Annotated in this window: 20 protein-coding genes; 9 read left to right on the top strand and 11 right to left on the bottom strand. The window is 62.1% G+C overall.

Annotated elements, in window-relative coordinates; all coding sequences use genetic code 11:
- Positions 1-29 precede the first annotated feature (29 nt).
- Positions 30-1508, bottom strand: coding sequence for a HAMP domain-containing sensor histidine kinase (locus GUY40_RS00390; protein WP_166566959.1), 1479 nt, complete (start codon positions 1506-1508; stop codon positions 30-32).
- A 257-nt stretch (positions 1509-1765) separates the two neighbouring features.
- On the opposite strand from GUY40_RS00390, the gene GUY40_RS00385 reads away from it, so the two are divergent.
- From GUY40_RS00385 to GUY40_RS00370, 4 genes are read left to right on the top strand one after another with little or no spacing between them, the layout of a single operon-like run.
- On the top strand, positions 1766-3112 hold the full coding sequence (locus tag GUY40_RS00385; protein ID WP_166566958.1) for a hypothetical protein: 1347 nt from the start codon (positions 1766-1768) through the stop codon (positions 3110-3112).
- Positions 3113-3147: 35 nt separating this feature from the next.
- Positions 3148-5370, top strand: coding sequence for an Ig-like domain-containing protein (locus GUY40_RS00380; protein ID WP_166566957.1), 2223 nt, complete (start codon positions 3148-3150; stop codon positions 5368-5370).
- Between the two features lie 59 nt (positions 5371-5429).
- A complete protein-coding gene (locus GUY40_RS00375; protein ID WP_166566956.1) occupies positions 5430-5903 on the top strand; it encodes a curlin in 474 nt (157 codons plus the stop codon).
- A 28-nt stretch (positions 5904-5931) separates the two neighbouring features.
- Positions 5932-7386 carry a curlin gene (locus GUY40_RS00370; RefSeq protein ID WP_166566955.1) on the top strand — a complete coding sequence of 485 codons (1455 nt, stop codon included), beginning with the start codon at positions 5932-5934 and terminating at the stop codon, positions 7384-7386.
- Positions 7387-7535: 149 nt separating this feature from the next.
- Here GUY40_RS00370 and GUY40_RS00365 read toward each other — a convergent pair whose 3' ends face one another.
- Positions 7536-8282, bottom strand: a complete 747-nt coding sequence (locus tag GUY40_RS00365) for an SDR family oxidoreductase (RefSeq protein ID WP_166566954.1) — start codon at positions 8280-8282, stop codon at positions 7536-7538.
- Positions 8283-8447: 165 nt separating this feature from the next.
- Between GUY40_RS00365 and GUY40_RS00360 the strand changes: the two genes are divergently transcribed.
- Positions 8448-8903, top strand: coding sequence for a DUF411 domain-containing protein (locus GUY40_RS00360; RefSeq protein ID WP_166566953.1), 456 nt, complete (start codon positions 8448-8450; stop codon positions 8901-8903).
- A gap of 6 nt (positions 8904-8909) precedes the next feature.
- A complete protein-coding gene (locus tag GUY40_RS00355) occupies positions 8910-9344 on the top strand; it encodes a YqaA family protein (RefSeq protein WP_166566952.1) in 435 nt (144 codons plus the stop codon).
- A 13-nt stretch (positions 9345-9357) separates the two neighbouring features.
- Here the strand turns inward: GUY40_RS00355 and GUY40_RS00350 are convergent, their stop codons facing one another.
- Both GUY40_RS00350 and zapE read right to left on the bottom strand, forming a co-directional pair.
- A complete protein-coding gene (locus GUY40_RS00350; RefSeq protein WP_166566951.1) occupies positions 9358-9945 on the bottom strand; it encodes a DinB family protein in 588 nt (195 codons plus the stop codon).
- Between the two features lie 10 nt (positions 9946-9955).
- A complete protein-coding gene (zapE, locus tag GUY40_RS00345; RefSeq protein WP_166566950.1) occupies positions 9956-11080 on the bottom strand; it encodes a cell division protein ZapE in 1125 nt (374 codons plus the stop codon).
- Positions 11081-11188: 108 nt separating this feature from the next.
- Between zapE and GUY40_RS00340 the strand changes: the two genes are divergently transcribed.
- Positions 11189-13342: a methyl-accepting chemotaxis protein gene (locus GUY40_RS00340; RefSeq protein WP_166566949.1), complete on the top strand. Its 2154-nt coding sequence runs from the start codon at positions 11189-11191 to the stop codon at positions 13340-13342.
- 696 nt (positions 13343-14038) lie between these two features.
- Here the strand turns inward: GUY40_RS00340 and GUY40_RS00335 are convergent.
- The 4 genes from GUY40_RS00335 to GUY40_RS00320 all read right to left on the bottom strand — a co-directional run bounded on the left by GUY40_RS00335 (position 14039) and on the right by GUY40_RS00320 (position 17703).
- Complete coding sequence (locus tag GUY40_RS00335) at positions 14039-15181, bottom strand: PQQ-dependent sugar dehydrogenase (protein ID WP_166566948.1); 1143 nt, start codon at positions 15179-15181, stop codon at positions 14039-14041.
- A 30-nt stretch (positions 15182-15211) separates the two neighbouring features.
- Complete coding sequence (locus GUY40_RS00330) at positions 15212-15535, bottom strand: hypothetical protein (RefSeq protein ID WP_166566947.1); 324 nt, start codon at positions 15533-15535, stop codon at positions 15212-15214.
- A 119-nt stretch (positions 15536-15654) separates the two neighbouring features.
- Entirely contained in the window at positions 15655-16608 is a 954-nt protein-coding gene (gene speB / locus GUY40_RS00325; protein WP_166566946.1) for an agmatinase, read from the bottom strand.
- Positions 16609-16620: 12 nt separating this feature from the next.
- Positions 16621-17703, bottom strand: a complete 1083-nt coding sequence (locus GUY40_RS00320) for a polyamine ABC transporter substrate-binding protein (RefSeq protein ID WP_166566945.1) — start codon at positions 17701-17703, stop codon at positions 16621-16623.
- 100 nt (positions 17704-17803) lie between these two features.
- On the opposite strand from GUY40_RS00320, the gene GUY40_RS00315 reads away from it, so the two are divergent.
- Positions 17804-18709 (top strand): LysR family transcriptional regulator, encoded by a 906-nt coding sequence (locus GUY40_RS00315; protein ID WP_166566944.1) that lies wholly within the window; start codon positions 17804-17806, stop codon positions 18707-18709.
- An 83-nt stretch (positions 18710-18792) separates the two neighbouring features.
- Here GUY40_RS00315 and catA read toward each other — a convergent pair whose 3' ends face one another.
- Positions 18793-19731, bottom strand: a complete 939-nt coding sequence (gene catA, locus GUY40_RS00310; protein WP_166566943.1) for a catechol 1,2-dioxygenase — start codon at positions 19729-19731, stop codon at positions 18793-18795.
- 140 nt (positions 19732-19871) lie between these two features.
- Between catA and GUY40_RS00305 the strand changes: the two genes are divergently transcribed.
- Positions 19872-20351, top strand: a complete 480-nt coding sequence (locus GUY40_RS00305; RefSeq protein WP_166566942.1) for an LEA type 2 family protein — start codon at positions 19872-19874, stop codon at positions 20349-20351.
- A gap of 113 nt (positions 20352-20464) precedes the next feature.
- Here the strand turns inward: GUY40_RS00305 and GUY40_RS00300 are convergent, their stop codons facing one another.
- Complete coding sequence (locus GUY40_RS00300; RefSeq protein ID WP_166566941.1) at positions 20465-20776, bottom strand: DUF6124 family protein; 312 nt, start codon at positions 20774-20776, stop codon at positions 20465-20467.
- Positions 20777-21162: 386 nt separating this feature from the next.
- A complete protein-coding gene (locus GUY40_RS00295) occupies positions 21163-23004 on the bottom strand; it encodes an S-type pyocin domain-containing protein (protein ID WP_166566940.1) in 1842 nt (613 codons plus the stop codon).
- Positions 23005-23023 lie beyond the last annotated feature (19 nt).

The raw sequence follows: 23023 nt of genomic DNA, 5'->3' as shown, positions 1-23023 counted from the left end.
AAAAAAAGTCGGCTGGGGAATAGGCCCCGCTAGCGGGGAAATTCCCCCCCACTGAGCGGGGCCATCTGGAACACCAGGTGCACCTTGGTGCCCTGATTCTGTTTGCTGTCCAGGCGAACGCTGCCGCCAAAACGCTCCATGATGCGCTTGACCAGCATCAGGCCGACCCCCAGCCCGCCCTGCTTGGTGGTAAAGAATGGCCGGAACGCCAGCTTCTGTTGCTGCGACGACATGCCTCGGCCGGTGTCACTCACCACCATCGCCAGGGTCTGGCCTTGCGCGGGCCCGAGGGTGATGCTCAGCGTCCCGCCATTGCTCATCGCCTCCAGCGCATTGGACAGCAAGCTGTTGAACATCTGACTCAACAGCACCTGCTGGCTGACCACCCGCGGCGAGTGCTGCGGGGTGAACAGCACGTGGACCTGGGCGCGCTGGATCTGCTGCTCGAAAGCACGCAAGGCCTCGTGCACGGTGTCGACCAGGTCGACCTGCTCGGTTTCATCGCTCAAGGGACGCAACGATTGCAGCAGCTCACGGACCCAGGCCGACATGCGATCGACCTGGAGGATGATGTCGCCGATGTTCTTCTTCGCCGGCCCTTCTTCGAACTCCAGGGCGAGCTCGGCGCTTGAGCGAATGCTCGCCAGCGGATTACGCAAACTGTGGGCCACCGCCGAGGACATCTCCCCCAGCGCCACAAAGGTTTCGTTGGCCACCAACTGCTTTTGCTGATTGGCCAGCAGGCCCGCGGCGCGGCGCACGATCCAGTACAGGCCGAAGAACATCAACCCCGCGCCGACGGCCGTCACCAGCCAGATGGTCGCCACGCCCCGGATCATCCGGTTGATCAGGTCCTTGGGTTCCTTGTAGATCTCGACCATGGCCGTGACATTTTCATCATTGGCGTCGAATAAAGGGATGTAGTTCTCGATAAACAGAAAATCCGGTGCGGTAACGAATTTCTGTTCGGCGCGCGCGTCGTTGACGTTGTGGTAACTGGCCGAGACCCGGATCTTTTCTTCGAAGGCCCGCTCCAGGTCGTCGTCGGTGTCAATGTGCTTGCCCACCAGCGCCGAATTGGTCGACCAGATCACCGTGCGATCGGGCGCATAGATATTGGCCAGGAGCACATCGGGCAGATGCTCGATATGGTCGAGAAACTGCCAGCGCGCGGCCTGCAACTGCTGGGGGGTGATATCAGGAAAATCATCGTCAGAGCGCGGGTCGAGCAATTCGCCCATGGTCCGGACATTGGGGACGGTCACATGGCGCACTTCGGCCGAGGCAACGGCCTGGATGAACTGCGCAGTCAGCAGTGCGTCACGTTCAATGCTCTCATTGATGATGAAGCGCGACGAGATGGTCCCAAGGCCCACCGCCACTGCGCCAATGATGGCCATGCTGATAAAGGAGAACCAGCGCAGCAGATTGAAGCGGTACCCGATGCCTTCGGAACGGCTCTTCGCAACCGCCTGTGGCAGCGGCTCTGTGCACTCGGGTGTATTCATCGCGGACCGTCCTTTGCTGTGCTCATAAGGTTATAGCCCACTCCTGCCTGTGATTCCCCCGAAGCCTTCCCCAACTTGCCCCAACCCTGGGGGTTGCGCCCCTATCAGGCTGCCGGAGGCCTCTGGATGCAGCCCCACGCAACCGCTCTAGCACAAGGCCTGCAGAGGCACTTACACCGCATTGGTACGGAATTTGCCGATTCCTCCCTGACTGATCCAACGCCCTCGGGCCCGGCTCACCTCAGAGGAACTGACTCATGCGCCGTCTCATCTCCACCAGCGCGACCCTGGTCGTGCTCGTCTCGCTTACCGATGGATCCGCACAGGCGGCACTGTACGACGTCGACCCTGGCCCCTACAACAACACCACTGGTGGCTTTGCCAGCTGGTATCAGGACAGCCATGGACGTGTACTTGACCTGTGCCTTTCGAAAAACCTGAGCACCAGGGTAGCCAGCACCCCCGGGGCCCCGGCGTACATGTGTAACCTGTTGCCCACCCCAGGTGTCTTCGACGATACCCAGCCCGTGGTCTTCCCCACCAACTTTCCCGACGAAGCGTTCTGGTTCATCGCCAACGCCGAGATCACCGACGCCGCGACCGGTATCAACCTCGGTTACGTCACGGCCGTGGAAGCGGCGTTCGGCGCCGAGGAGCCCAAAGAGGGCGATCAAGTGAGCTTCGGCCGCGTTCGCATTCGGGTGGACGTCCCCACTGCCGGCACCTACGTGGTCACTCACCCTTACGGCGTCGATGTATTCACGGTAGATGCCGCTGGGCGTCGTGCAATCAACATGACCCGCGACATCGGTATTGGCATACCGAAAACCTACACCGGCGCCCTCAAGAGTGACATCGGCCCGTTCTTGCGCAGCGTTAACGGCCCGTACACCTCGATAAACCCGGATACGGGTCAGGCGGAGAGATTCATCGGTGACCCGAACCTCAGCGAAGCTGTCACCGGCAGCCCGTTCAACACCAACTTCGTGCGGGTCGAAGGCCCTAACGGGATCGACGTGCGCACCGAGCTGTTCGCCATCGCCGGCAAGCTTTCGCAAACGGCGCGGCCAACACCGGTGATCACCCAGCGCAGCACGTATTCACGCAAGACCGAAGCCAGTGTGCTCAAGGCCCAGCAAGACGTGTTCGTGCTGGCGCCACCGATTCCGGCCACGGTCACCTTGAGCAGCCGCAACCCGGCCCTGCCGTTCAGCGAAGCCAACAGCACCGGTGCCTGGTACGTGCAGGCGCCCGATAACCCGACGCTGCCGAGCACCTTGCAAGTGACGGTCGACAACCGCGTGGCCATCCCCACCAGCACCCCAACCACCCTGCCGATGCCGTTGACCGACCTGGTCACCATCACCCGCGCCGAGTACCGCCTGGGCGCAGGCCAGCTGAGCCTGACCGCCAGCACCAGCGACGAAACCACCCCACCGGTGCTGACCGCAGCCACCGGCAATGGCGCCAACATCGGCGCCCTGGGCGGCGCAGGCGCGGTGAAAACGCTCACAACCGGGATCACCCCGATTCCGCCGGCCAAGGTCACGGTGACTTCCTCCAATGGCGGGAGTGACACCGAAGAAGTGGTGATCTTGCCATGAACATCCTCACGCCAAGATTCGTAGCAGGAGGCAACATGAACACCTGGCCCCGCATGGCGCACTGCGCCCTTTGGTTGTCCGTTTCGCTGGCCGGTAGCGCTCATGCAGCGCTCAAGGCCGTCGACCCCGGCCCGTACACCTTCGCCACCGGCGGATTCCCGATGTGGTACCAGGACAACAACAACCTGTCCATGGAGCTGTGCCAGTCGCGCGCTGTCAGCTCGCGGGTCGCGGCCAGCGTGCCGCCCGCCTATATGTGCACCCTGTTGCCGGACCCCGGCGTCTACGATGATGCCCTGCCGATGGTGTTCCCGGATAACTGGCCGGGCGAGACTTTCTGGTACCTGGCCGAAACCACGATTCCGGACGTCGGCGGGTACGGAGTGGACGCCTATGTCGCGGCTATGGAAGCGGCGTTTGGCTCCGAAGTACCCATGGAAGGTGACCAGGTGAGCTTCGCCCGTATTCGCCTGCGTGTGAACGTACCGGTCGCCGGCACCTATGTCATCACCCACCCCTATGGCGTCGAGACGGTCAACGTCACCGCGCCAGGCCGCCGCGCCATCAACATCACCCGTGACATCGGCATCGGCACACCGGGCGATTTCAGCGGCGCCGTGGCCGGCGAGCTCGGGCCGTTTCTGCGCAGCGTCAATGGCCCGTACACCGAGATCAACCCGGACACCGGTGTGACTGAAACCTTTATCGGCGACCCTAACCTGACCGAACAGGTCACCGGCAGCCCCAGAAACACCAACTTCTTGCGCATCGTCGGCCCGGCCGGCACCATCCAGACCAACCTGTTCACCGTCTCCGGCAAGGTGCTTGATCCACGTGCCCAGACCCAGGTCGAGTTGCAGCGCGCCACCTATCGCCGCACTTCCACCGGTACCCGTGTGGAAGTGTTCGCCAAGGCCGCCGCTGGTACCAGCCTGTGCATGCGCGACACCCTGGCGCTGGTACCCGGCACGCCACCCTCGCCATGCCAGACCAGCTTGCTGACCGATAACAACGGATTGTACTTCGGCCATCGGCTGACCACCGGCGCTCCACCTTCTGTGTTGGTGATCACGGCCAGCAACCCGGGTGGCACGACCCAGCCAACGGCCGTGTCGCGCAAGCCGGTTGACGTGGTGAAAGTCGAAACTGCGCAGTACGAATGGACCAACAAGCGCCTGACCATCCAGGCCCGTTCCAGTGATGAGGTGCAAGTGCCTGACCTGATCGCCCAGGGCTACGGGCGGATGTCGAAATCCGGCACCTTGCAAACCCTGACGGTCAATGACCTGACTCAACCGCCGGCCAGTGTCACGATCAAATCCGCCGCAGGCGGTGCCGACACCGAGTTCGTCAAAGTTGTCGGTACCGCGCCTGCCCAGGCCGAGAACCAGCCACCGGTCGCGCGGCCCGACTCGGCCAGCACCAGCTTCGGGGTGCCGATCACCCTGAGCGTGTTGACCAACGACAGCGATCCGGACGGCAACACGCCGCTCACCATCACCGGCCTGGTCCCGCCGGCAACCGGCCAGGGTACGGTGACCCTCAACGGCACCACCTCGCTGGTGTACACCCCGCCGGCCGTGGTCAATGCGCCGATGGTGGCGACCTTCAGCTACCGCGCCCAGGACGCCAAGGGATTGGCATCGACCCCGGCAACCGTGACCGTCAACGTCGCGCCTAACCGGCCGCCAACCGTTGTCAACGACACCGGCGCGACCCTCGGCGTACCGCTGGTGATCAACGTGCTGGCCAACGACAGCGACCCCGAAGGCAATGTTCCGCTCACCGTCGCCAGCGTCGGTCAGCCTGCACTGGGACGCGGCACCGTCAGCACCAACGGCACCTCCGTCACTTATACGCCACCGGCTACCGTGACGGCCGCCTTTTCCACGACCTTCACCTACATCGCCCGGGACGCCTTAGGCGCCATGTCGACGCCGGCCACGGTCACGCTGCAAGTGTCGCCACGGCCGGCGGCGCAGGAGACTTTCACGGTCACCACGTCTCTGGTCCAGGCACGGTCCAACAACCGCTTCTACTGGGACTTCGCCGGTACTTCGTCAGTGATAACGGGTAACGCCGTCACCATCCAGGTAACCACCCCGAACGGGCTGGTCACTTTGGGCACTACGACGGTCCCTGCCAACGGTCGCTGGCGGTTGACGTTGATTAACAGCATCGTGCCGACTGCCACTCCGAGCGCCACCATCCGCACTTCGCACGGCACTGTCCGTACCGTCCAGGTCAACTCGCTGTGAAGCCCACCCGGCCTGCCCTCGCGGCAGGCCGGGTTTACCCCAGGGAAGAGGATTCGATCATGTCCAAACCTGCCATTGCCCTGTTCTGCCTGGCGCTGTTCAGTGGCGCGCTGTTGGCCGACGACCTGATGGACAACGCCGACATTGCCGGCGGCAGCGACCTCGGTGACCCACCCACGCTGTTCAATATGCCGGCCCCGCTCGGCCAGCAGGCCTTGATTGACCAGAACGGCAGTGGCAACCACGCCACCGTCAACCAGAGCGGCCAGTCGCTGTTGGGCAATATCGTGCAGTCGGGCAGCAACCAGGAGGCGTTCATTCTGCAACAAGGGGCGGACCTGATGGCCACCATCGCCCAGCAGGGCTATGGCAACCAGGCCTCGATCATCCAGAACGGCAGCGGCAATCGCGCCCAAATCGCCCAGAACGGTAACCAGAACACCGCCAGCATCGAACAGACCGGCTCTGGCCTGCAAAGCAGCGTGACCCAGACCGGCAACGGTCAGAGCGTGCAAATTCACCAGTACCGCTAAAGCAAGGCACTACATTGGAGGTAATACCATGTTCAAGCTCAGCCCTTTGACCGCCGCCGTACTGGTGGTTCTCAGCGCCAACGCCCTGGCTGACGACAGCCTGTCCCAACAGCAGCAGTCGGGTACCGCCAACATCGCCATGGTGCAACAAAGCGCCTCGGCGGATGGCGTGATCACGCAAGACCAACTGGGTGAAGGCAACGATGCCATGGCCGTCCAGGACGGCTCCAATGGCTTGATCGAGCAGACCCACACCGGAGACTACAACGCTGGCTACGCCGAGCAGTTGAATGAAACCAACAGCTACATCCAGCAACTACAGACCGATGCCATGAACACCGCGCATGCCAGCCAGTATGACGGTGACGGCAACCTGAGCTACCAGACCCAAATAGGTATCGGGAACTTCTCGTTCATCAACCAGGGCGCCCAGACCGGCAGCCTGGGGATCACCTTGCAATACGGTGATGGCAACAATGCCAATATCGAGCAATTCGAAGGCGGCCAAACCAACAACGCCTATATTCTGCAAGGCGGCAACAACAACTTCGCGGCCGCCGAGCAGGTATTCCACCAGAATGGTCAGATCAACATCTACCAGAACGGTGACGACAACTACGCCTACGGTGACCAGCGCAACAGCGACGGTGGCACGCTGCGCATCGATCAAACCGGTATCGGCAACGCCACCGAAGTCTGGCAAGACTCCCAGGGCGGCAACGGCGGCGTGGCTACAATCAACCAGGAGGGCATGACCAACGAAACCGTGGTGGACCAGAGTTTCGGTGTCGACAACCTGGCGACCATCCTTCAACAGGGCAACCTGAACGCCATCTATGCCGACCAGTACGAGTCGACCGAGTCGTTCACCAACCTGTTCCAGTACGGTAACAACAACCTTGCCTACACCTACCAGAGCGGCGACGCCCACACCTTGGAAGCCAATCAGGTGGGCGATGACAACAAGATCCACGCCAGCGACTGGAAAGGCCCGCACGGCGGCCAGTTCGGCAGCAGCCAGACCGCTTATCTGAACCAGAACGGTTCCGGCAACACCGTCAACATCACCCAGGACGGCCTCAGCCAACTGACCACCCTGAATCAGCACGGCGACCGCAACGAGGCAACCATCAACCAGGCCGAGACCTACAACGAGCTGTATTTCGAACAGAACGGCAGCGACAACATCCTGGTCGCCGACCAGCGCGGCAGCAACAACTACGCCGCGGGTCTGAGCGACGGCTATGGCAACGCCACCCACCTGGATCAGTCCGGCACCGGCAACCAGAGCCTGACCTGGCAGGAGGGCACTGGCAACACGGCCAACGTCACGCAAACCGATGGATACAACGGGATCAACGTGGCTTACGTGAACCAGGGAGGGATCGGCAACATGGCAACGGTCAATCAGAGCGGCTCGAACATGAGCGCGACCATTCAACAATACGGCTCGACCAACCAGGCGACTGTGATGCAACAATAAGCGACAGGCTTCCCCCTTGGCGCAGGCACTGAGAGGTGGCTGCGCTTTTTTAATGCTGTAGGAGCCGGGCTCGCCCGCGATGAACGATGACGCGCAATTTCCGTAAAACCGCGGCGTCCTTATCGCGGGCGAGCCCGGCTCCTACCGGTTCAGCGCCCGCCGCCCAGGTCAATGAAGGTCCCGGTGGCATACGAGGCCTTGTCCGACAACAACCAGATAATCGCCTCCGCCACTTCCTCGGCCTGCCCGCCACGCCCCATGGGGATCGCCGATTCCAGCTTGCTGACCCGCGCAGGGTCGCCGCTCAGGGCGTGGAAGTCGGTGAAGATATACCCGGGCCGCACGCCATTGACCCGAATGCCCTCGCCCGCCACTTCCTTGGCCAGTCCAATCGTGAAGGTGTCCAACGCACCCTTGGACGCCGCGTAGTCGACATATTCGGTCGGTGCCCCCAAGCGAGCGGCCACCGACGAGACGTTGACGATGCCACCGCCCTGCCCCCCATGGCGTGGCGACATGCGCAGCAGTGCATGCTTGGCGCAGAGGATCGGGCCGACAACGTTGGTTTTCATCATCTTCAACAGCCGGAACTCTGACATTTCCTCGACCGGGGAAGTCTGCCCGATCGTGCCCGCGTTGTTGACCAGCGCTGTCAATCGGCCCAGCTCTGCATCGACCCGCTTGAACAAGCGCACCACTTCATCCTCGATGCTCATGTCGGCGCGCACGGTAATGGCTTCGACGCCCAGTTCGCGGACCTGTTCCAGCACCCGCCCAGCCGCCTGCGCGTCTGACTGATAGTTGATACAGACCCGGTATCCCTCGCGGGCAGCCAACAACGCCGTAGCCGCGCCAATGCCACGGCTGGCGCCGGTGATAACGATGACTTTGTCCATGAAACCGCTGCCCCCTCTGTGGATGATTCGCCAAGGCTAACGCAGGTCGGGGGGAAACCGGAAGGTCAGCACGTTACTGGCTAGCCCGACCTGACAGAGTTGTAATCCGCCAAACCGTGCAACCGCGCTAGAATCAGTCATCGCCCCACGTCTGACGAGAATCCCATGCTGAAAAAATCCTTGCTGCAACGTGCCGCACTGCTCGCTCTGCTCAGCTCCAGCGCCCTGGCCCATGCCGCCGAGGCTTTGTCCATCGACGTTTACCGCGACCCCAACTGCGGTTGCTGCAAAGAATGGATCAAACACATGAGCGAAAACGGCTTCACCGTCCATGACCATGTCGAGCCAAACATGAGCGCAGTCAAGGAGCGCCTGGGTGTCGCCCCACGATTGGCGTCCTGCCACACCGGCGTGATCAACGGCAAGTTCGTCGAAGGCCATGTCCCGGCCGAGCAAGTCAAGACGCTGCTCGGCCGCAGCGATCTGCGCGGCCTGGCTGTTCCGGGCATGCCCATGGGCTCGCCGGGCATGGAAATGGGCGACCACAAAGAAAAGTACGAGGTCATCGGCCTGACCCAGGCCGGCAAGGATGAAGTCGTCGCCCAGTACCCAGGCCACTAAGCCCCGATGCTGAGCGACTGGGCGCTGTTCTTCAGCGCCTTCGGTGCCGCCACCCTGTTGCCCCTGCAATCGGAGGCTCTGCTGGTCGGCTTGCTGCTGCGCCAGCCAGACGCATTGGCCAGCCTGTTATTGATCGCAACGCTGGGTAATGTGCTCGGCTCGGTGGTCAACTGGTGGCTGGGCCGGGCCATCGAACATTTTCGCGGGCGCCGCTGGTTTCCCTTCAGCCCACAGCAACTGGAACGCGCCCAGCAGCGCTACCAACGCTATGGACAGTGGTCGTTGCTGTTGAGTTGGCTACCGATAGTCGGCGACCCGCTGACGCTGATCGCCGGGATCATGCGCGAACCGTTCTGGCGCTTCGTTGTGCTGGTCACGATCGCCAAGGGCGGCCGTTATCTGGTGCTGGCGATGATCACCCTCGGTTGGGCGCAGGCCTGAGCAGCACGCAACGCTAGAACGGCGTCCAGATCTGCTCTTCGGTCCACCCAAGTTCGGCGAAGTCCTGCGCCCGCAGTTCGGCTTCGCCCTCGCAGAAAAACTCGTCCAGTTGCGGCGGCCGAACTTCGGTTTCCGCCAGCATCGCATGGACCTGGCCACGGTGATGGATCTGGTGTTCAAACAGGTGTGAGAGCAGGCGCAGGCGTTGATCGCGCTGCACCCGGTCCGGGCGCGGGATGGTCACGTAGCGATTTAACTCGTGGTCACGCAGCTGGCTGCAGTAAGCAATCAGCCGGTGGTCGGCCTGGGCCTGTTCGCGCTGCAGTTGCTCACACAATTCGAAGGGTTCCTCGGGCTCGAAAAAACGCTCGGCATCCGGGTCGGGCACATCGCCGCGCTGCTCGCGCTCCAGCGCGTTCAGGTAAAACCAGTCCACCGTGAGGATATGGTTGAGGGTGGCCTTGATCGACGGAAAGAGACTGCGGCGCGGCTCGACAAAGTCGTCCTGGCTCAGCTCCAGGCAGGCCTTGTACAAGCGATGATTGGACCAGCCGTTGTTATAGGCCTGGGTCAGCAGATGGTGCGAAAGTCGATTGTCCATGCCGGGGCCCTCAACAGAATCGTTGCAGTTGCATCTCCCGTAACCGACTCAGCGTACGCCGGAAAGGGAACGCCAGATACCCTTGAGTGTAGAGCGCTTCCAGCGCAACCTCGGCCTCAATGTACAGCGGCACCTTGCGGTCATAGCATTCATCCACCAAGGCGATAAAGCGGCGCACGCCGTTATCGTTGACAGACAGCGCCGGCAGCTCGCGGTCGCCGGCCACCACGCGTTCGGCCCCGTCTTCCGTGCCGCGGGCAATTTTGGCCACGCGCTGGCAGGCGCCCAGCACCGACACGTCACTCAATAAAATCGCCTTGAAGCGATCACACAGGGCCATGAACTCCATGGCCGCCAAGGGCTGCTCGCACAGTTCGTCATAGCGGCACCACAGCACCCGCTCACTCATGCGCACCACATTGATGCGCCTTGATCCGACGAGCAGCGATTCGCCCTGCGTCGGTGCATCGCCGTTCAAGCGCTCGAACAGCTGGGCAAATTCGCTCGGCTGATCCGCCGCCCGAACCCAGTAGCGCTGCACCGCAACCCCTGCGTGCAGGCGATGATCCTGGGTACCATCGACCGCCACCACCTGCATGTGCCGCTCGATGGCAGCAATGGCCGGCACGAAGCGCTCGCGGTTGAATCCATCGCTGTAAAGGGCCTGCGGCGGTTGATTAGAGGTGGCGACGATCACCACACCGGCGTCGAACAAGGCTTCGAACAAACGCCCCAAAATGATCGCATCGCCAATGTCGCTGACGAAAAATTCGTCAAAACAGAGCACCCGTATTTCGTCGCTCAACGCCCGCGCCAGGGCCTGGAGAGGCTGGCGGGTGCCGGTCAGTTGAAAAAGGCGCTGGTGCACCCAGCCCATGAAGTGATGAAAGTGCTGGCGCCGCGCCGGGACCTGCAGGCATTGGTAAAAGCGGTCCATCAGCCAGGTTTTGCCACGCCCCACCGGCCCCCACAGGTACACGCCCCGTGCCTGTCGCGGTCGCTCACCGTGCAGGGTTTCGAAACAGGCCTGCAGAGCCACCACGCCTGCGCGCTGCGAGGCATCCAGGGCAAAACCCTGACGGGCGATGGCGTCTTCGTAGGCGGCCAAAGGCGAGGTCTGAATAAAAGCGGTCATTGAGCGTCCTGTAGCGATGACTTGAAAACATCCGATCGGCGATATCGTTAGCTGGCTTGGTAATTGCTAAGTGCCAGTATCCTTTGAAGTTATCGTTAAGGAAGGCCCATGTCCCTGCGCAGCGATTCGATGCCGCTTTCTTGCACCGAGAAAAGCTGGCTCCCCTGGTTTGGCAAAAGCGGCAAATTGGCCATGAGGTGGGCATGCCGACTCAACGCGCAAGCTTACCCGATCATCGAGGACACCTTCGAGGCGATCGCCCAGACGCGGGTCAAATTGCTCCACAACTGGGCGCGCGAGCAGTGGCAGTACCTGGGCGACCTGGCAGCCCTGCTGGCAGCGGAGTTCGAGCATATCGACGCTGAACTGCTGCGCGAAAAACTGGGCCAGGCCACGGATGTGTCCGAGCTGTTTGTCACCGATACACAGGGCCAGGTGCTGGCATCGAGCTGGGCCGACAGCACCGCTGCACGCAAGGTGGCGGCACGGCCACTGGCCGAAGGCCTGAAGGCAGCATTTCTGCACGGCCCTTATATCGACCCGCTGACACTGAAAATCGGCCCTTCCAGCTCGCGCTTTCATGACGAAGTGACGCTGATGTTCTATCAACCGCTCAAGCGCGCTGGAAAAGTACTCGGCTGCCTGTGCGCACGTGTGCCCAACGATGTGCTCGGTGACCTGATCCAGCGTGAGGCCGGGCACATCTACCCCGATTCTGGCGACAACTACCTGTTTATGGTCAGCGCCCGCTTCGACACCGCCGTGCAGCCCGGTACCGCCCTGTCGCGCTCGCGCTTTGAAGACAACACCTTCAGCCTGGGCGAGAACCTCAAGAGCGGTGTGAACACCGATTGGGGCACGGTCCGGATCCAGCGTCATACTGAGCTTGAGCTGCGCTTTATCGACCCGGCCACCGGCGAGCTTCACCCCGGCGTCAGGGAAACCATCCGCAACGGCTCCAACCTGTTCGTCACCTACCCCGGTTACTCGGACTACCGGCATATTCCGGTGGTCGGCAAGGGCGTGACCTTTCAGTTGCCCGGCTCTGCTGACCGCTGGGGAATGATGTGCGAGGCCGATCTTGAAGAAGTGTACCGCCGCCGTTCATTGAGCTACGGCATGATGAAGCCGTACCTGGCGACCATGACCGGGTTGCTGGCCATCAACGCCTCGTTGCGTCATTTTGCTGATTTGCAGCCCTGGCTGGTCGACAGCATCGAAGTCGCCAGCATGCTGCTGGCCGCCCTGCTGTTCCGCAACCTGGGCCCACGGCGCCTGGCCCATCGCCTGAACGCGATGACCGGGGTGGTGCGCACCATTGCCGAAGGTGAAGGCAACCTGCGCCAGCGTTTGGACAGCAGCACCCTGGCCAAGGACGAAACCGGCGACATGGCGCGCTGGATCAACAGCTTTATCGATAATCTGGACGCTGTGGTCGGCCAGGTGATCCACGCCTCCCACCACGTCGGCCAGACCAACGAAAGCATGCTCGGTCGCAGCCAGGCGGCGACCCATACCAGCGCCCAGGTCGCCGATGCCATTCACCGGATGATGATCATTGTCGAAGGTCAACTGGGCGAGATCCAGCAGGCGTCGTTGACCGCTGAACAGATGAAAAAGGCCATGGACGAAGTGGTACTGCGGGCTCGCGAACAGTTCGAAGCGGTGCAGGCCGGCACCGAATCGATCCGCAACGTGGTCGCCCGCTCGGCCGCCAGCGTGCAGCAACTGGACAAGCGCATGAGCGAAATTGGCACCTTTACCGGCCTGATCACCGACATCACCAACCAGACCAACCTGCTGGCCCTGAACGCCGCCATCGAAGCGGCGCGGGCCGGCGAACATGGCCGCGGCTTTGCCGTGGTCGCCGACGAGGTCCGCACCCTGGCCACGCGCACGGCCAAGGCCGCCGAGCATATACGGGAGAGGGTCGAAGGCCTGCAGAACGAGACACGTCAGGCGGTGGCCTTTATGGAAAGCGGCGTGGAAAACGTCGACAACAGTCTGCTGCTGGCGCAGAACGCCTCCACCGACAACCTGCAATTGCACCGGGCGGTGGAGGATCTGTTCGGGATTATCCAGCAGCTCAACGAAAAGAGCCTGGATTGCGGGCAGACCATCAAGCAGGTCGACCAGTCCTGTGGCGACATGCGTCAGACCGTGGTCGTGCTGCAAAGCAGCGCCGAGCGGGTGCGGGTCAACGCCAACAAATTGCAGAAGCTGGTCGGGCAGTTCGAGGTCAGCGCCAGCCAGGTCGCCTGAAGGTTTGGCTTTGCTCCACCTGACGTGTGCGGGGCGCTTTTGATCTTGATGTGGGGGCGCGCTTGCTCGCGATGCAGGCACTGCGGTGTATCTGTGGGACCGCGGTGATGCCATCGCGGCGGTTCGGCGCTCCGACAAGCCTTGCTCCCACAAGATCAAAAGCACTCCGCGCTGGAGCGACAGGAATGGAGATCGGTGTGGGAGATTCTATGGTTGACTGCAACTTTTTTTGATGTAGGAGCCGAGCTTGTCGGGGCGCCGAACCGTCGCGATGCAGGCGCCACGGTATTTCTGGCATACCGGAGTGATGCCATCGCGGGCAAGCCCCAATGCCGGTCAGTTAAGGCGAGATCCATGTAGGAGCGGACCTGGCCGCGATGGGCTGCGAAGCGGCCCCGGCGATTCTGAAACCGCCCGCACTCCCAGGGCTTGTCGTATATATCACCGGCCTCGGGGGCTGCTGCGCAGCCCATCGCGGCCAGGTCCGCTCCTACAAGGGTTGCGTCGTTCAGTTACTTAACTGACGGGCATTGGGGCAAGCCCGGCTCCTACATCTAGATCAAAAGCACCGCGCGCAATTTCGGGCAGGAATGGCGGCGTGGGAGCAAGGCTTGCCCGCGATGGCTTGAACACGGTGCGCCAGATACACCTCAGTGCCTGTTTCGCGACGGTTCGGCGCCCCGACAAGCTCGGCTCCTACAGTCCCACCTTGAGCAGCGCTCCATCCTCTGAATCCGTCAACAGATACAAGAACCCATCCGGTCCTTGCCGCACATCCCTGATCCGCGCCGTCAATTCGCCCAGCAGCCGCTCTTCATGCACAACCTTTTCGCCATCCAGTTGCAGGCGAATCAGTTCCTGCGCGCCCAGCGCACCGATGAACAGGCTGTGCTGCCAGGCCTTGAAGCGGTCGGCATCGTAGAAGGCCAAGCCACTGATGGCCGGGGATTTTTCCCAGACGTGGTGGGGGTCGACGCCGCCTTGCAGGGTTTTGCCCTTGGCTTCGGGGATCGGCAACAGCGAATAGTTGATGCCATGAGTCGCCAGGGGCCAGCCGTAGTTCTTGCCAGGCTCGATGATGTTCACCTCATCGCCACCGCGCGGGCCGTGTTCGTCGGTCCAGAGTTGGCCGGTCCAGGGGTTGAGGGCGGCGCCCTGCTGGTTGCGGTGGCCGTAGGACCAGATTTCCGGGCGTACGCCGGCCTGGCCGACGAAGGGATTGTCGTCCGGCACTTTGCCATCGGGGAAGATTCGCACCACCTTGCCCTGTAGTTTGTCCAGATCCTGGGAGGTGATGCGTTCGTCGTTTTCGCCCAGGGCGATAAACAGGTAGCCGTTACGGTCGAACACCAGTCGCGAACCAAAGTGGTTGCCGCTGGAAAGCTTCGGTTCCTGGCGGAAGATAACGGTGAAGTCGTCCAGGTGGGTACGGTCCGCAGACAGTCGCCCGCGCCCGACGGCGGTGCCAGCCTTGTTGCCGTTGCCGCCACCTTCGGCATACGACAGATACACCATCCGGTCCTTTTTGAACTCGGGCGACAACACCACATCGAGCAAGCCGCCCTGCCCGTTCGCCCAGACTTCGGGCACCCCGCCTATCGGTGCGCCGACCTTGCCTTCGGCGCTGACGATGCGCAGGTTGCCCGGCCGCTCGGTCACCAGAATGCCTTGGGCATCCGGTAAAAACGCCAGCGCCCACGGGTGCTTGAGGCCTTCGGCAAGGGTGCTGACTTGCACCTTGCCCAGCTCGCTGGGGTAGGACTGCTGGGGCGCGGCGCTGGCCAGCAGCGGTATCAGGGCAACGGCACAGGCTGCCGACAGGGAGAGCGGTTTAATCATCGAGACGTCCTTCCATGTGCATTCAGGCGATCACGGGCGATCGCTTGTACGGGGTGGCGATTGCGGTGTCAGGCGTGGGGGCTGTTGTTCACGACGCAGGTTGTCGCCATTGCCGATGCCGCGGTTTTCCAGGTTTGGCGTGCGCTGGATCGGCTGGGTCGAAGGGCTGCGCACCGGCGGCGTGGCGCGCACGCTGCCCTGGCGGCTGTTGGGGTTGGCCCGCTGGATCGGGCCTGGCCGCTGATAATCCATGGCGATGATCAAATCTTTTGCGGGCGGGCTGGCGGCCTGGGCCGGGCTGCCGATCAGCAACCCGAGCACCAGCGCCATCAGGCCTTTCACAGCTGTGTTCATGACAATCACCTCGTGCGCTATTGCGCGTGCTTAGGCGTTCAATAGCCTAAGTCGCTCCCGGTTCGCGGTAAAAGCCGAGAATCGCCCAGAGATGATTCATCATGTTTCAAGGGCGAGGCTTACAGCTTATGCCTCGCGGCGTACAAGCACAGCATTTCCATTGCCAGGGTCGCCGCTGCCAGCGACGTAATGTCGGCATGATCATAGGCCGGGGCGACTTCGACCACATCCATGCCCACCAGGTTGATCCCCCGCAGCCCGCCGAGGATCTCCAGCGCCTGCACGGTGCTCAACCCGCCGCAGACCGGCGTGCCGGTACCGGGCGCGTAGGCCGGGTCCAGGCAGTCGATATCAAAGGTCAGGTAAACCGGGTGGTCGCCAACCCGCTGGCGAATCGCCTCGACGATGGCTGCGCAGCCCTGGCGGTGCACTTGGCGAGCATCCAATACCTGAAAACCTGCCGTGTCGTCATTGGTGGTACGCAGGCCGATCTGCACGGACCTGGCCGGATCCACCAGCCCTTCGCGGGCGGCGTGCCAGAACATGGTGCCATGGTCGATGCGCTGGCCCTCCTCGTCGGGCCAGGTATCGCTATGGGCATCGAAATGGATCAACGCCAGCGGCCCGTGATGGCGAGCATGGGCCTTGAGCAACGGGTAGCTGATGAAGTGGTCGCCGCCCAGGGTCAGCATCGCGCAACCGGCACTGAGGATCTGCTCGGCATGGGCTTCGATGGCCGCGGGCACCGATTGCGGGGTGCCGTAGTCGAAGGCGCAGTCACCGTAGTCGATGACCGCCAGGTGGTCGAAGGGGTCGAACTCCCACGGCCAGTGCCGTGCCCAGGCCGACTGCACCGATGCATTGCGGACCCCGCGCGGGCCAAAGCGGGCGCCGGGGCGGTTGCTGGTGGCGGTGTCGAACGGCACGCCGCTGACGGCGACGTCGACGCCGCGCAAATCCCGGCTGTAGCGCCGGCGGGAGAAGCTGGTGATACCGGCAAAGGTGCTTTCGGCGAAGGTGCCGTACAGGCTGTCGCGGGTCAGGGCCTGATCGTTCAAAGGGGCATGATCCATGGTCGGATGCTCTTATTGGCGGCTACGGAAAGTGGTCCATACACGGGTGCGCTGGCGCAGGTCGCGCAAGTCCATGCTGCGATCGGCGTAGAGGCGGCTGCGCACCTCGCTGCTGGGGTAGATGTCCGGGTCATTGCGCACCGCTTCATCGACCAGCGGCGTGGCCGCCTGGTTGGCGTTGGCAAAGAACAGGGTGTTGGTCAGCGCCGCCACCGAGTCCGGGCGCAGCATGAACTCGATAAAGGCCCGGGCCGCCTCCGGGTGCGGGGCGTCCTTGGGAATGGCCAGGTTGTCCTGCCAGATCAGCGTGCCTTCACGGGGAATGCGGTAGGCCACTTCAAACGGCTTGCCAGCCTTGCGGGCCTGATCGGCGGCCATGCTCGCGTCGCCGTTATACGTCAGGGCCAGGCACACGCTGCCGTTGGCCAGGTCGTTGATCTGGCGGCCGTTGGCAACGTAGTTGATCGACGGCTGCAACCGGGAAAGCAGCGTTTGCGCAGCCGCCAGGTCATCCTTGTGGCGGCTGTAAGGGTCTTTGCCCAGGTAATGCAGGGCCAGGCCGATGACTTCCTGCGGCGAATCCGGCAGCGCGATGCCGCAATCCTTCAACTTGCTGGCGTATTCGGGCTTGAACAGCAGGTCGAGGCTGTCGAGCGGCGCCTCCGGCAGACGCTTGCGCACCGCTTCCAGGTTGATGCCCAGGCCCAGCGTGCCCCAAGTGTACGGCACCGCATAGTGATTGCCCGGGTCCACCGCGGCCAGCTTGGCCAACATATCCGGGTCGAGGTTGGCATAGCCTTTGAGGCTTTGCCGATCGATGCGCTGCAAGCCGCCGGCGGTCATGGCCCGGGCCAACACGCTGGACGACGGCACCACCACGTCATAGCCGCTGCCACCGGTGAGCAGCTTGGTTTCCAATACCTCGGGGGTGTCGAAGGTGTCGTAGCGCACCTTGTAGCCGGTTTCCTGCTCGAAACGCGCCAATGTCTCTGGCGCGACGTAATCGGCCCAGCTGTACAGATTGACCACCTTGTCTTCGGCGTGCGCCACCGGCAAGGCCAGAACCAGGGAAAACAACCACAGGGATGAACGCATGACGAGCACCTCGAAACGGAAGTGCCAGCATCATGCTCGCTGGTTTACATTAGAAAAATACGAAGCTAATTATTCTGACATGCGCCCGGAGCAATGTTTGATGCTTGGACAACTGCACGACCTCGACCTGCAACTGCTGCGCCTGTTTGTTCAGGTGGTTGAAGCCGGCGGGTTCAGCGCCGCTCAAGGAGCACTGGGCCTGAGCCAGCCGAGTATCAGCCAGCAGATGGCCAAGCTTGAGACGCGCCTGGGTTATCGCCTGTGCAGCCGCGGCAAGGCCGGCTTTCGGCTGACCGCCAAGGGCGACGCGCTGCTCACGGCCACCCACGAACTGTTCGCCAACATCGAAGCCTTCCGTCATCAGGCCAATGGTGTGGCCGGGCGCTTGCTGGGCGAGGTTCGCATCGGCATTTCCGAAGCCCAGGACCTGAACGTGACCCTGCGCCTGGCCAATGCCATCGAGCGTTTTCGCCAGCGCGATGAGTCGGTGCAGCTGGAATTGGTGAGCGCCATGCCGGCGGAGATGGAGCGCTTGCTGCTGCAGCAGCGCCTGGATTTGGCCATCGGCTATTTTTCCGGTAGCCAGAGTGCCTTTGATTACCAGTTGTTGTTCTGCGAGACCCAGCAGCTGTACTGCGCCAAGGGCCATCCGCTGTTCACGCGAACCGATGTCAGCGTTGAAGCGCTACAGCAGGTTGACCGGGTCGAGCACCCCTACCGTTTCCTCAAAAGCCGCGAGCCGTTCCATGGCGGCCAATGCTCAGCGCGCTCCGAGCAGGTTGAAGGTGCGCTGGCGTTTATTCTCTCGGGCCGACATATCGGCTACCTGCCCTGCCACTTCGCCGCGCCCTGGGTAGAGCGCGGCCTGCTGCGGGCGCTGGATGAACTGGCGCTCGGTTTCGAAGCGCCCTTTCACCTGGCCAGCCACCGTGCGCAGCCACCCAGCGAAGCCCAGCAGGCAATGACCCAGGACCTGGTTAGCGCGTTTGCCGAACCGCCTCAATAGGCCATCGACCAGCTCAGGGTGTAAGTGCGGCCACGGCCCTGGTAATCGTAGAGGTAGGCACATTCAATGCCTATTCAGCGTCCTCAGGCCTCCTGCAGCACCCGCGGACGCTGGCTGCGTTGCTCGTCCCGCGTTGCCACGGCTGGCTGCAAGGCGAAGTCGAAGGTCATTTCAGCGAAGCGCCCTGCGACTGCGCGCGCACTTGCCGCCGCGCTGTCATCGATAAAGCGCACCTCTCCGACCAGGCCGTCGCGGGTGGCGTAGGCGAAGTCGTCCCACAGGTACTTGTCGCCCGACAGGTTGATTTGCGTGGTCAGATGCCGATGGCCGGGCGCCGAGATAAAGAAATGGATATGGGCCGGACGCTGGCCATGACGGCCGAGCTCATCCAGGCACTCCTGGGTCGGGCCCAGCGGATTGCAGCCATAACCGGACGGCACGATGCTGCGGGCCTTGTAGCGACCCTCGGCGTCGGTGACGATGCGGCGGCGCAGGTTGTACTCCGACTGGCTCTGGTCGAACCAGGAATAGTTGCCCTGCGTGTTGGCCTGCCAGAGGTCGACGACGGCACCGGCCAGTGGCTGACCGTCGGTGTCGCGCACTACACCTTCGAGAAACATCACCGTGGCGACGCCGTCTTCACTCCCGTCGTCCATACGCGTGTACCCTTCATGCAGCGGCGCGCCGGCCACGTACAGCGGACCTTCGATGGTGCGCGGGGTGCCGCCGAGCAGGCCGGCCTGGGCATCCCTGGCGTCCTGCAACAGGTCGAGAAAATGCTCGATGCCAAGGCCCGCCACCAGCAGCCCGGCTTCGTTACGAGCGCCGAGGCGATTGAAGTAATCGACCAGGGTCCAGAACTCGTCGTCACTGACGTCCATGTCTTCGATGACCTTGGCGACTTCATTGATCACCCGGAACATCAATTGCTTCAGGCGCGGGCTACCCTGGTCATTGCCAAAGCCGCTGACCTCTTTGAAGAACGCTTGAAGCTCGGCAGTTTGGGAAATTTTCACGGTCATGGGCATACACTCGAATTATTGATTTTGGATGACAGTCTAAAAATCCGTTCAACGGGCAGATAGCCGATTAATGCAAAGGGTTATCCGCTTATTGCAGACTCGGGAAGTCGCCTGCAGATGCTATCCCATCGGAGCCCCGAATGATCCACCGCCTACGCTCTGCCCTGTTGCCCACCTTCGCGGTTGCCTTGCTGCTGAGCCTGGGCGCCTGCTCGCTGCTCCCCCAGCGCGACCCGATCAGCATCACCGTGGTCGGCATCCAGCCGTTGCCCAGCCAGGAACTGGAAATGCGCATGGCGGTCAAGCTGCGGTTGCTCAACCCGAACGACACCGCAATCCACTACAACGGCGTCTACCTGGACCTTGTCGTCAATGGTCAACCGCTGGCCTCGGGCGTCAGCGACCAGCGCGGCATTGTCGAGCGCTTCAGCGAAGAGGTGGTAGTGGTGCCGGTGAGCATTTCGGCGTTTTCGGTGTTGCGTCAGGCCGTGGGGTTCAGCCGCACGCAAAGCCTGGATGGGTTGCCGTATGTGGTACGCGGCAAGCTGGCGGGCGGGTTGTTTGGCACGGTGCGGTTCCGTGATTCGGGGACGTTGAGGTTGCCGGCGGGGATGAAGTAGTCAGCCGCCTTAAAAGCTTCGCGGGCAAGCCTTGCTCCCACACCGATCTACATAATTGCCGAAACTGCGGTGCTTTTGATTTTGTGGGAGCAAGGCTTGCCCGCGAAGGCTTTTCAGGCCTGAGCAGCTTTGTCCTGCTCAGCCTCAAGCCCATCGAGCAAGGCATCCACCAGCGCCTTGGCCATTTCGGCCGAATGCACCGCAGACCACAGCATCCCCCGGCCAGCTTCGCCGGTATGGGGCACGGCCTCCTGGGCGGTGGCGAGTACGCATTTGAGGTACAGCGAGGCATGCACCAGCGCATCTTCCGCGGGTATGCCGGCGACCACGGCGAATAGCGGCCCGTGTGGGGCATCGCAGCTGCCGAAGGGGGTGAAGTGGGTTTTGATGGAGTCGAGGGGTGGGTCGGGAACAATCTTCTTCATGCGACTTTTTTCTCCTGAGGTCGCACCCGTTCGCTTCCACGCAATCGGGTGGCAACTGTACGCGGGGTGGAAGACCGGGGAAAAAGCAGTCGAAAAACCCGGCAGGACACAATGGCCCTCCCACGCACAGCCGCCATAAAACATTGCGAGCTGGCGCCATTCGACTCTTGAACCCCGGGCTTCCACACCCGATCGCTGAACATTCAGCGACCGGGAAAGACTAGGGATCGAGCTTCGCAGGGACAAGTTCATGGCAGGCGACAGGTTTCGTAGGATATTTCTTGTGCCCCGCGACCCGGTAGAGAACTCCAGAAGAACCCAGAAAGAATTCAGAGATATTCACGTAGGAACATTCGCTCGACCTGAGGCTCACCGATTCAACAACATCAATGCGACCGCGCGATCACCAGATTATCCATGTCAAACACCCCTCCGCCCGCCTCGACGGCAAGCTTGTGATAAATCCCCATTGGCACACCCTCGACCTCTGCGCTCACCTGCGGATCCTCCCCGATAGCCTGCAGGAGTGCCCGCTTGAATGCTGCAAAATGCTTGAACACCCTGCCACGCATCAGGTCGGCAATCGACGCTGGAATCGGTGCTCCACCGCCAAAATCAAGCAACGGCCTCTGCAAGTGTTCACCCTGCCCGCTCGCCACACCCGGGTAATCAAGGCAAGGCTTGAACATCACGTACAAGGGAGGCAGGCGAGAGGCCGCAGGGAAGACGATGATGTAATCGTCGATCAGCAGATCCGTTGCTGGGTCTAAAGCTTCGAACAGCGGCTGGCGAGGAGCGGACATGATGCCGGGGTACTGGGTCGCGGAAGGTGCAGCCGGCACAACGTCGACCGAGTCAGGCAGAGTCCAGTTCAAAGTGATCGGGCCTGCGCCTGGGGTGGTGAAACTGTAAAGCTGGCGCTTGCTGTCGAAGCTCGCCGACCTGACCCTTATCCGTCGCGGCATTGCAGGCCCGTCCGCGGACACGACAAAGACGCGCTGAAACGTCCTTCCGTCCTGTATAACCGGCCCGCTACCCAGTCGTAATGCGAGCTGGAGGTCGCTTTCTTGCCTGGCCAGTTCCTGCCAGTTTGCTTCAGGCAGTGGGCCGAGCGCGGTGAGTGGCAGGCTTAGCGCGAAGCGCTCATCATGACCCAGGCGCGTGGAAAATCGCAGTATGTCGGCAGACAACCCGACGCTGGACTGCCCGTTTTCCGTCAAGCGATTGATATAGGCAACCGCGGATAACAGCGACTGCTGCAACGGTATCAGCAACTCGGTAAACGCATTCATCGCACCCAGCGCCGGGGTCAGTATTCGAGGCCCCTGGCTTGCGGACTTCGCTGCTATGGATAAGTGGCTCGGAGAATTCCACGGTTGCTGCCCACTGGCAGCCTGCAAGCGAATGCGGCGCTCATCGAACAGCTCAAGCAATGCCTCCCCCCTTGTTTTGAGCTGCACGTGATAGGCCTCGACAGCCGGCCAAGAGGCAGCATGTTGCTCCGCTATTTGAGTGATGAACTGCAGCGCGGACTGTAACTCTTCAAGTGTCTTGCCTCTGGATTGGAACCTGAAGGCACTTTCGGCAGAGCCTTGCGCAAACTCCACTCTCATGCGGATGCCGCGAATATTCCAGACAGCCTTGCGCGCTGAGGAGCCCAGAAGCTCCAGCGTCGCTCGGTCCGCCTCCAATTGATTCATGCGCTGCGTTGGCGTCTGTTCAGGTTGTGGAGCGGCAAGCGAGCGCTCGATGTCGCGGATGGCATTGTCCCATTGGCTCAACGCCTGCTCCGCGGTTTGCTCAGCTTGATCCAGTTGATTGGCCAGCGCCAGCAGGTCCGGGAAGCGCGTCGAGCGGCTGGCAGCATTGGCGATACGTATCGCCTGGCGTTCGGCAGCCGCTTGAGTGGCCGCGTCGAAAGCGGGGTCCAACGGTCCGCTGGCTTGAGCCGGCTTTGCAGGCGCCGAAGGATCATCAGCAAAGCCTGGTCTCGTCCTGTAGGCCAGAGATGCCTTGATTGTGGCAACGATACCCTCGGGGTTTGCCCAATGGCCGTAATCGGCCGAATAAAACAGCAAATCGGCACCGAGTGGGTGCTCGCATATCTCATCGAAGTGCTGGACAAGACGATTGTGTTCAGCCTCCGACATATCCGCTTCCCAAAGCGTGTTGAGCAAGGTCAGGAATTGGGTCTCGGTGTAGGCTTGCAAGTTGGGTTTGAGTTCCATGATTCGATTCCATTCGATG

The organism is Pseudomonas sp. R5(2019) (assembly GCF_009905435.1).
GTDB lineage: Bacteria > Pseudomonadota > Gammaproteobacteria > Pseudomonadales > Pseudomonadaceae > Aquipseudomonas.
The sequence above is the reverse complement of the archived record's forward strand: the minus strand, read 5'-3'. Positions and strand labels throughout refer to the sequence as shown.

Excerpts from the sequence above, each read along its gene's own strand:
- GUY40_RS00390 (WP_166566959.1), bottom strand. The coding sequence starts at position 1,508 with ATGAATACACCCGAGTGCACAGAGCCGCTGCCACAGGCGGTTGCGAAG.
- GUY40_RS00385 (WP_166566958.1), top strand. The coding sequence starts at position 1,766 with ATGCGCCGTCTCATCTCCACCAGCGCGACCCTGGTCGTGCTCGTCTCG.
- GUY40_RS00380 (WP_166566957.1), top strand. The coding sequence starts at position 3,148 with ATGAACACCTGGCCCCGCATGGCGCACTGCGCCCTTTGGTTGTCCGTT.
- GUY40_RS00375 (WP_166566956.1), top strand. The coding sequence starts at position 5,430 with ATGTCCAAACCTGCCATTGCCCTGTTCTGCCTGGCGCTGTTCAGTGGC.
- GUY40_RS00370 (WP_166566955.1), top strand. The coding sequence starts at position 5,932 with ATGTTCAAGCTCAGCCCTTTGACCGCCGCCGTACTGGTGGTTCTCAGC.
- GUY40_RS00365 (WP_166566954.1), bottom strand. The coding sequence starts at position 8,282 with ATGGACAAAGTCATCGTTATCACCGGCGCCAGCCGTGGCATTGGCGCG.
- GUY40_RS00360 (WP_166566953.1), top strand. The coding sequence starts at position 8,448 with ATGCTGAAAAAATCCTTGCTGCAACGTGCCGCACTGCTCGCTCTGCTC.
- GUY40_RS00355 (WP_166566952.1), top strand. The coding sequence starts at position 8,910 with ATGCTGAGCGACTGGGCGCTGTTCTTCAGCGCCTTCGGTGCCGCCACC.
- GUY40_RS00350 (WP_166566951.1), bottom strand. The coding sequence starts at position 9,945 with ATGGACAATCGACTTTCGCACCATCTGCTGACCCAGGCCTATAACAAC.
- zapE (WP_166566950.1), bottom strand. The coding sequence starts at position 11,080 with ATGACCGCTTTTATTCAGACCTCGCCTTTGGCCGCCTACGAAGACGCC.
- GUY40_RS00340 (WP_166566949.1), top strand. The coding sequence starts at position 11,189 with ATGTCCCTGCGCAGCGATTCGATGCCGCTTTCTTGCACCGAGAAAAGC.
- GUY40_RS00335 (WP_166566948.1), bottom strand. The coding sequence starts at position 15,181 with ATGATTAAACCGCTCTCCCTGTCGGCAGCCTGTGCCGTTGCCCTGATA.
- GUY40_RS00330 (WP_166566947.1), bottom strand. The coding sequence starts at position 15,535 with ATGAACACAGCTGTGAAAGGCCTGATGGCGCTGGTGCTCGGGTTGCTG.
- speB (WP_166566946.1), bottom strand. The coding sequence starts at position 16,608 with ATGGATCATGCCCCTTTGAACGATCAGGCCCTGACCCGCGACAGCCTG.
- GUY40_RS00320 (WP_166566945.1), bottom strand. The coding sequence starts at position 17,703 with ATGCGTTCATCCCTGTGGTTGTTTTCCCTGGTTCTGGCCTTGCCGGTG.
- GUY40_RS00315 (WP_166566944.1), top strand. The coding sequence starts at position 17,804 with ATGCTTGGACAACTGCACGACCTCGACCTGCAACTGCTGCGCCTGTTT.
- catA (WP_166566943.1), bottom strand. The coding sequence starts at position 19,731 with ATGACCGTGAAAATTTCCCAAACTGCCGAGCTTCAAGCGTTCTTCAAA.
- GUY40_RS00305 (WP_166566942.1), top strand. The coding sequence starts at position 19,872 with ATGATCCACCGCCTACGCTCTGCCCTGTTGCCCACCTTCGCGGTTGCC.
- GUY40_RS00300 (WP_166566941.1), bottom strand. The coding sequence starts at position 20,776 with ATGAAGAAGATTGTTCCCGACCCACCCCTCGACTCCATCAAAACCCAC.
- GUY40_RS00295 (WP_166566940.1), bottom strand. The coding sequence starts at position 23,004 with ATGGAACTCAAACCCAACTTGCAAGCCTACACCGAGACCCAATTCCTG.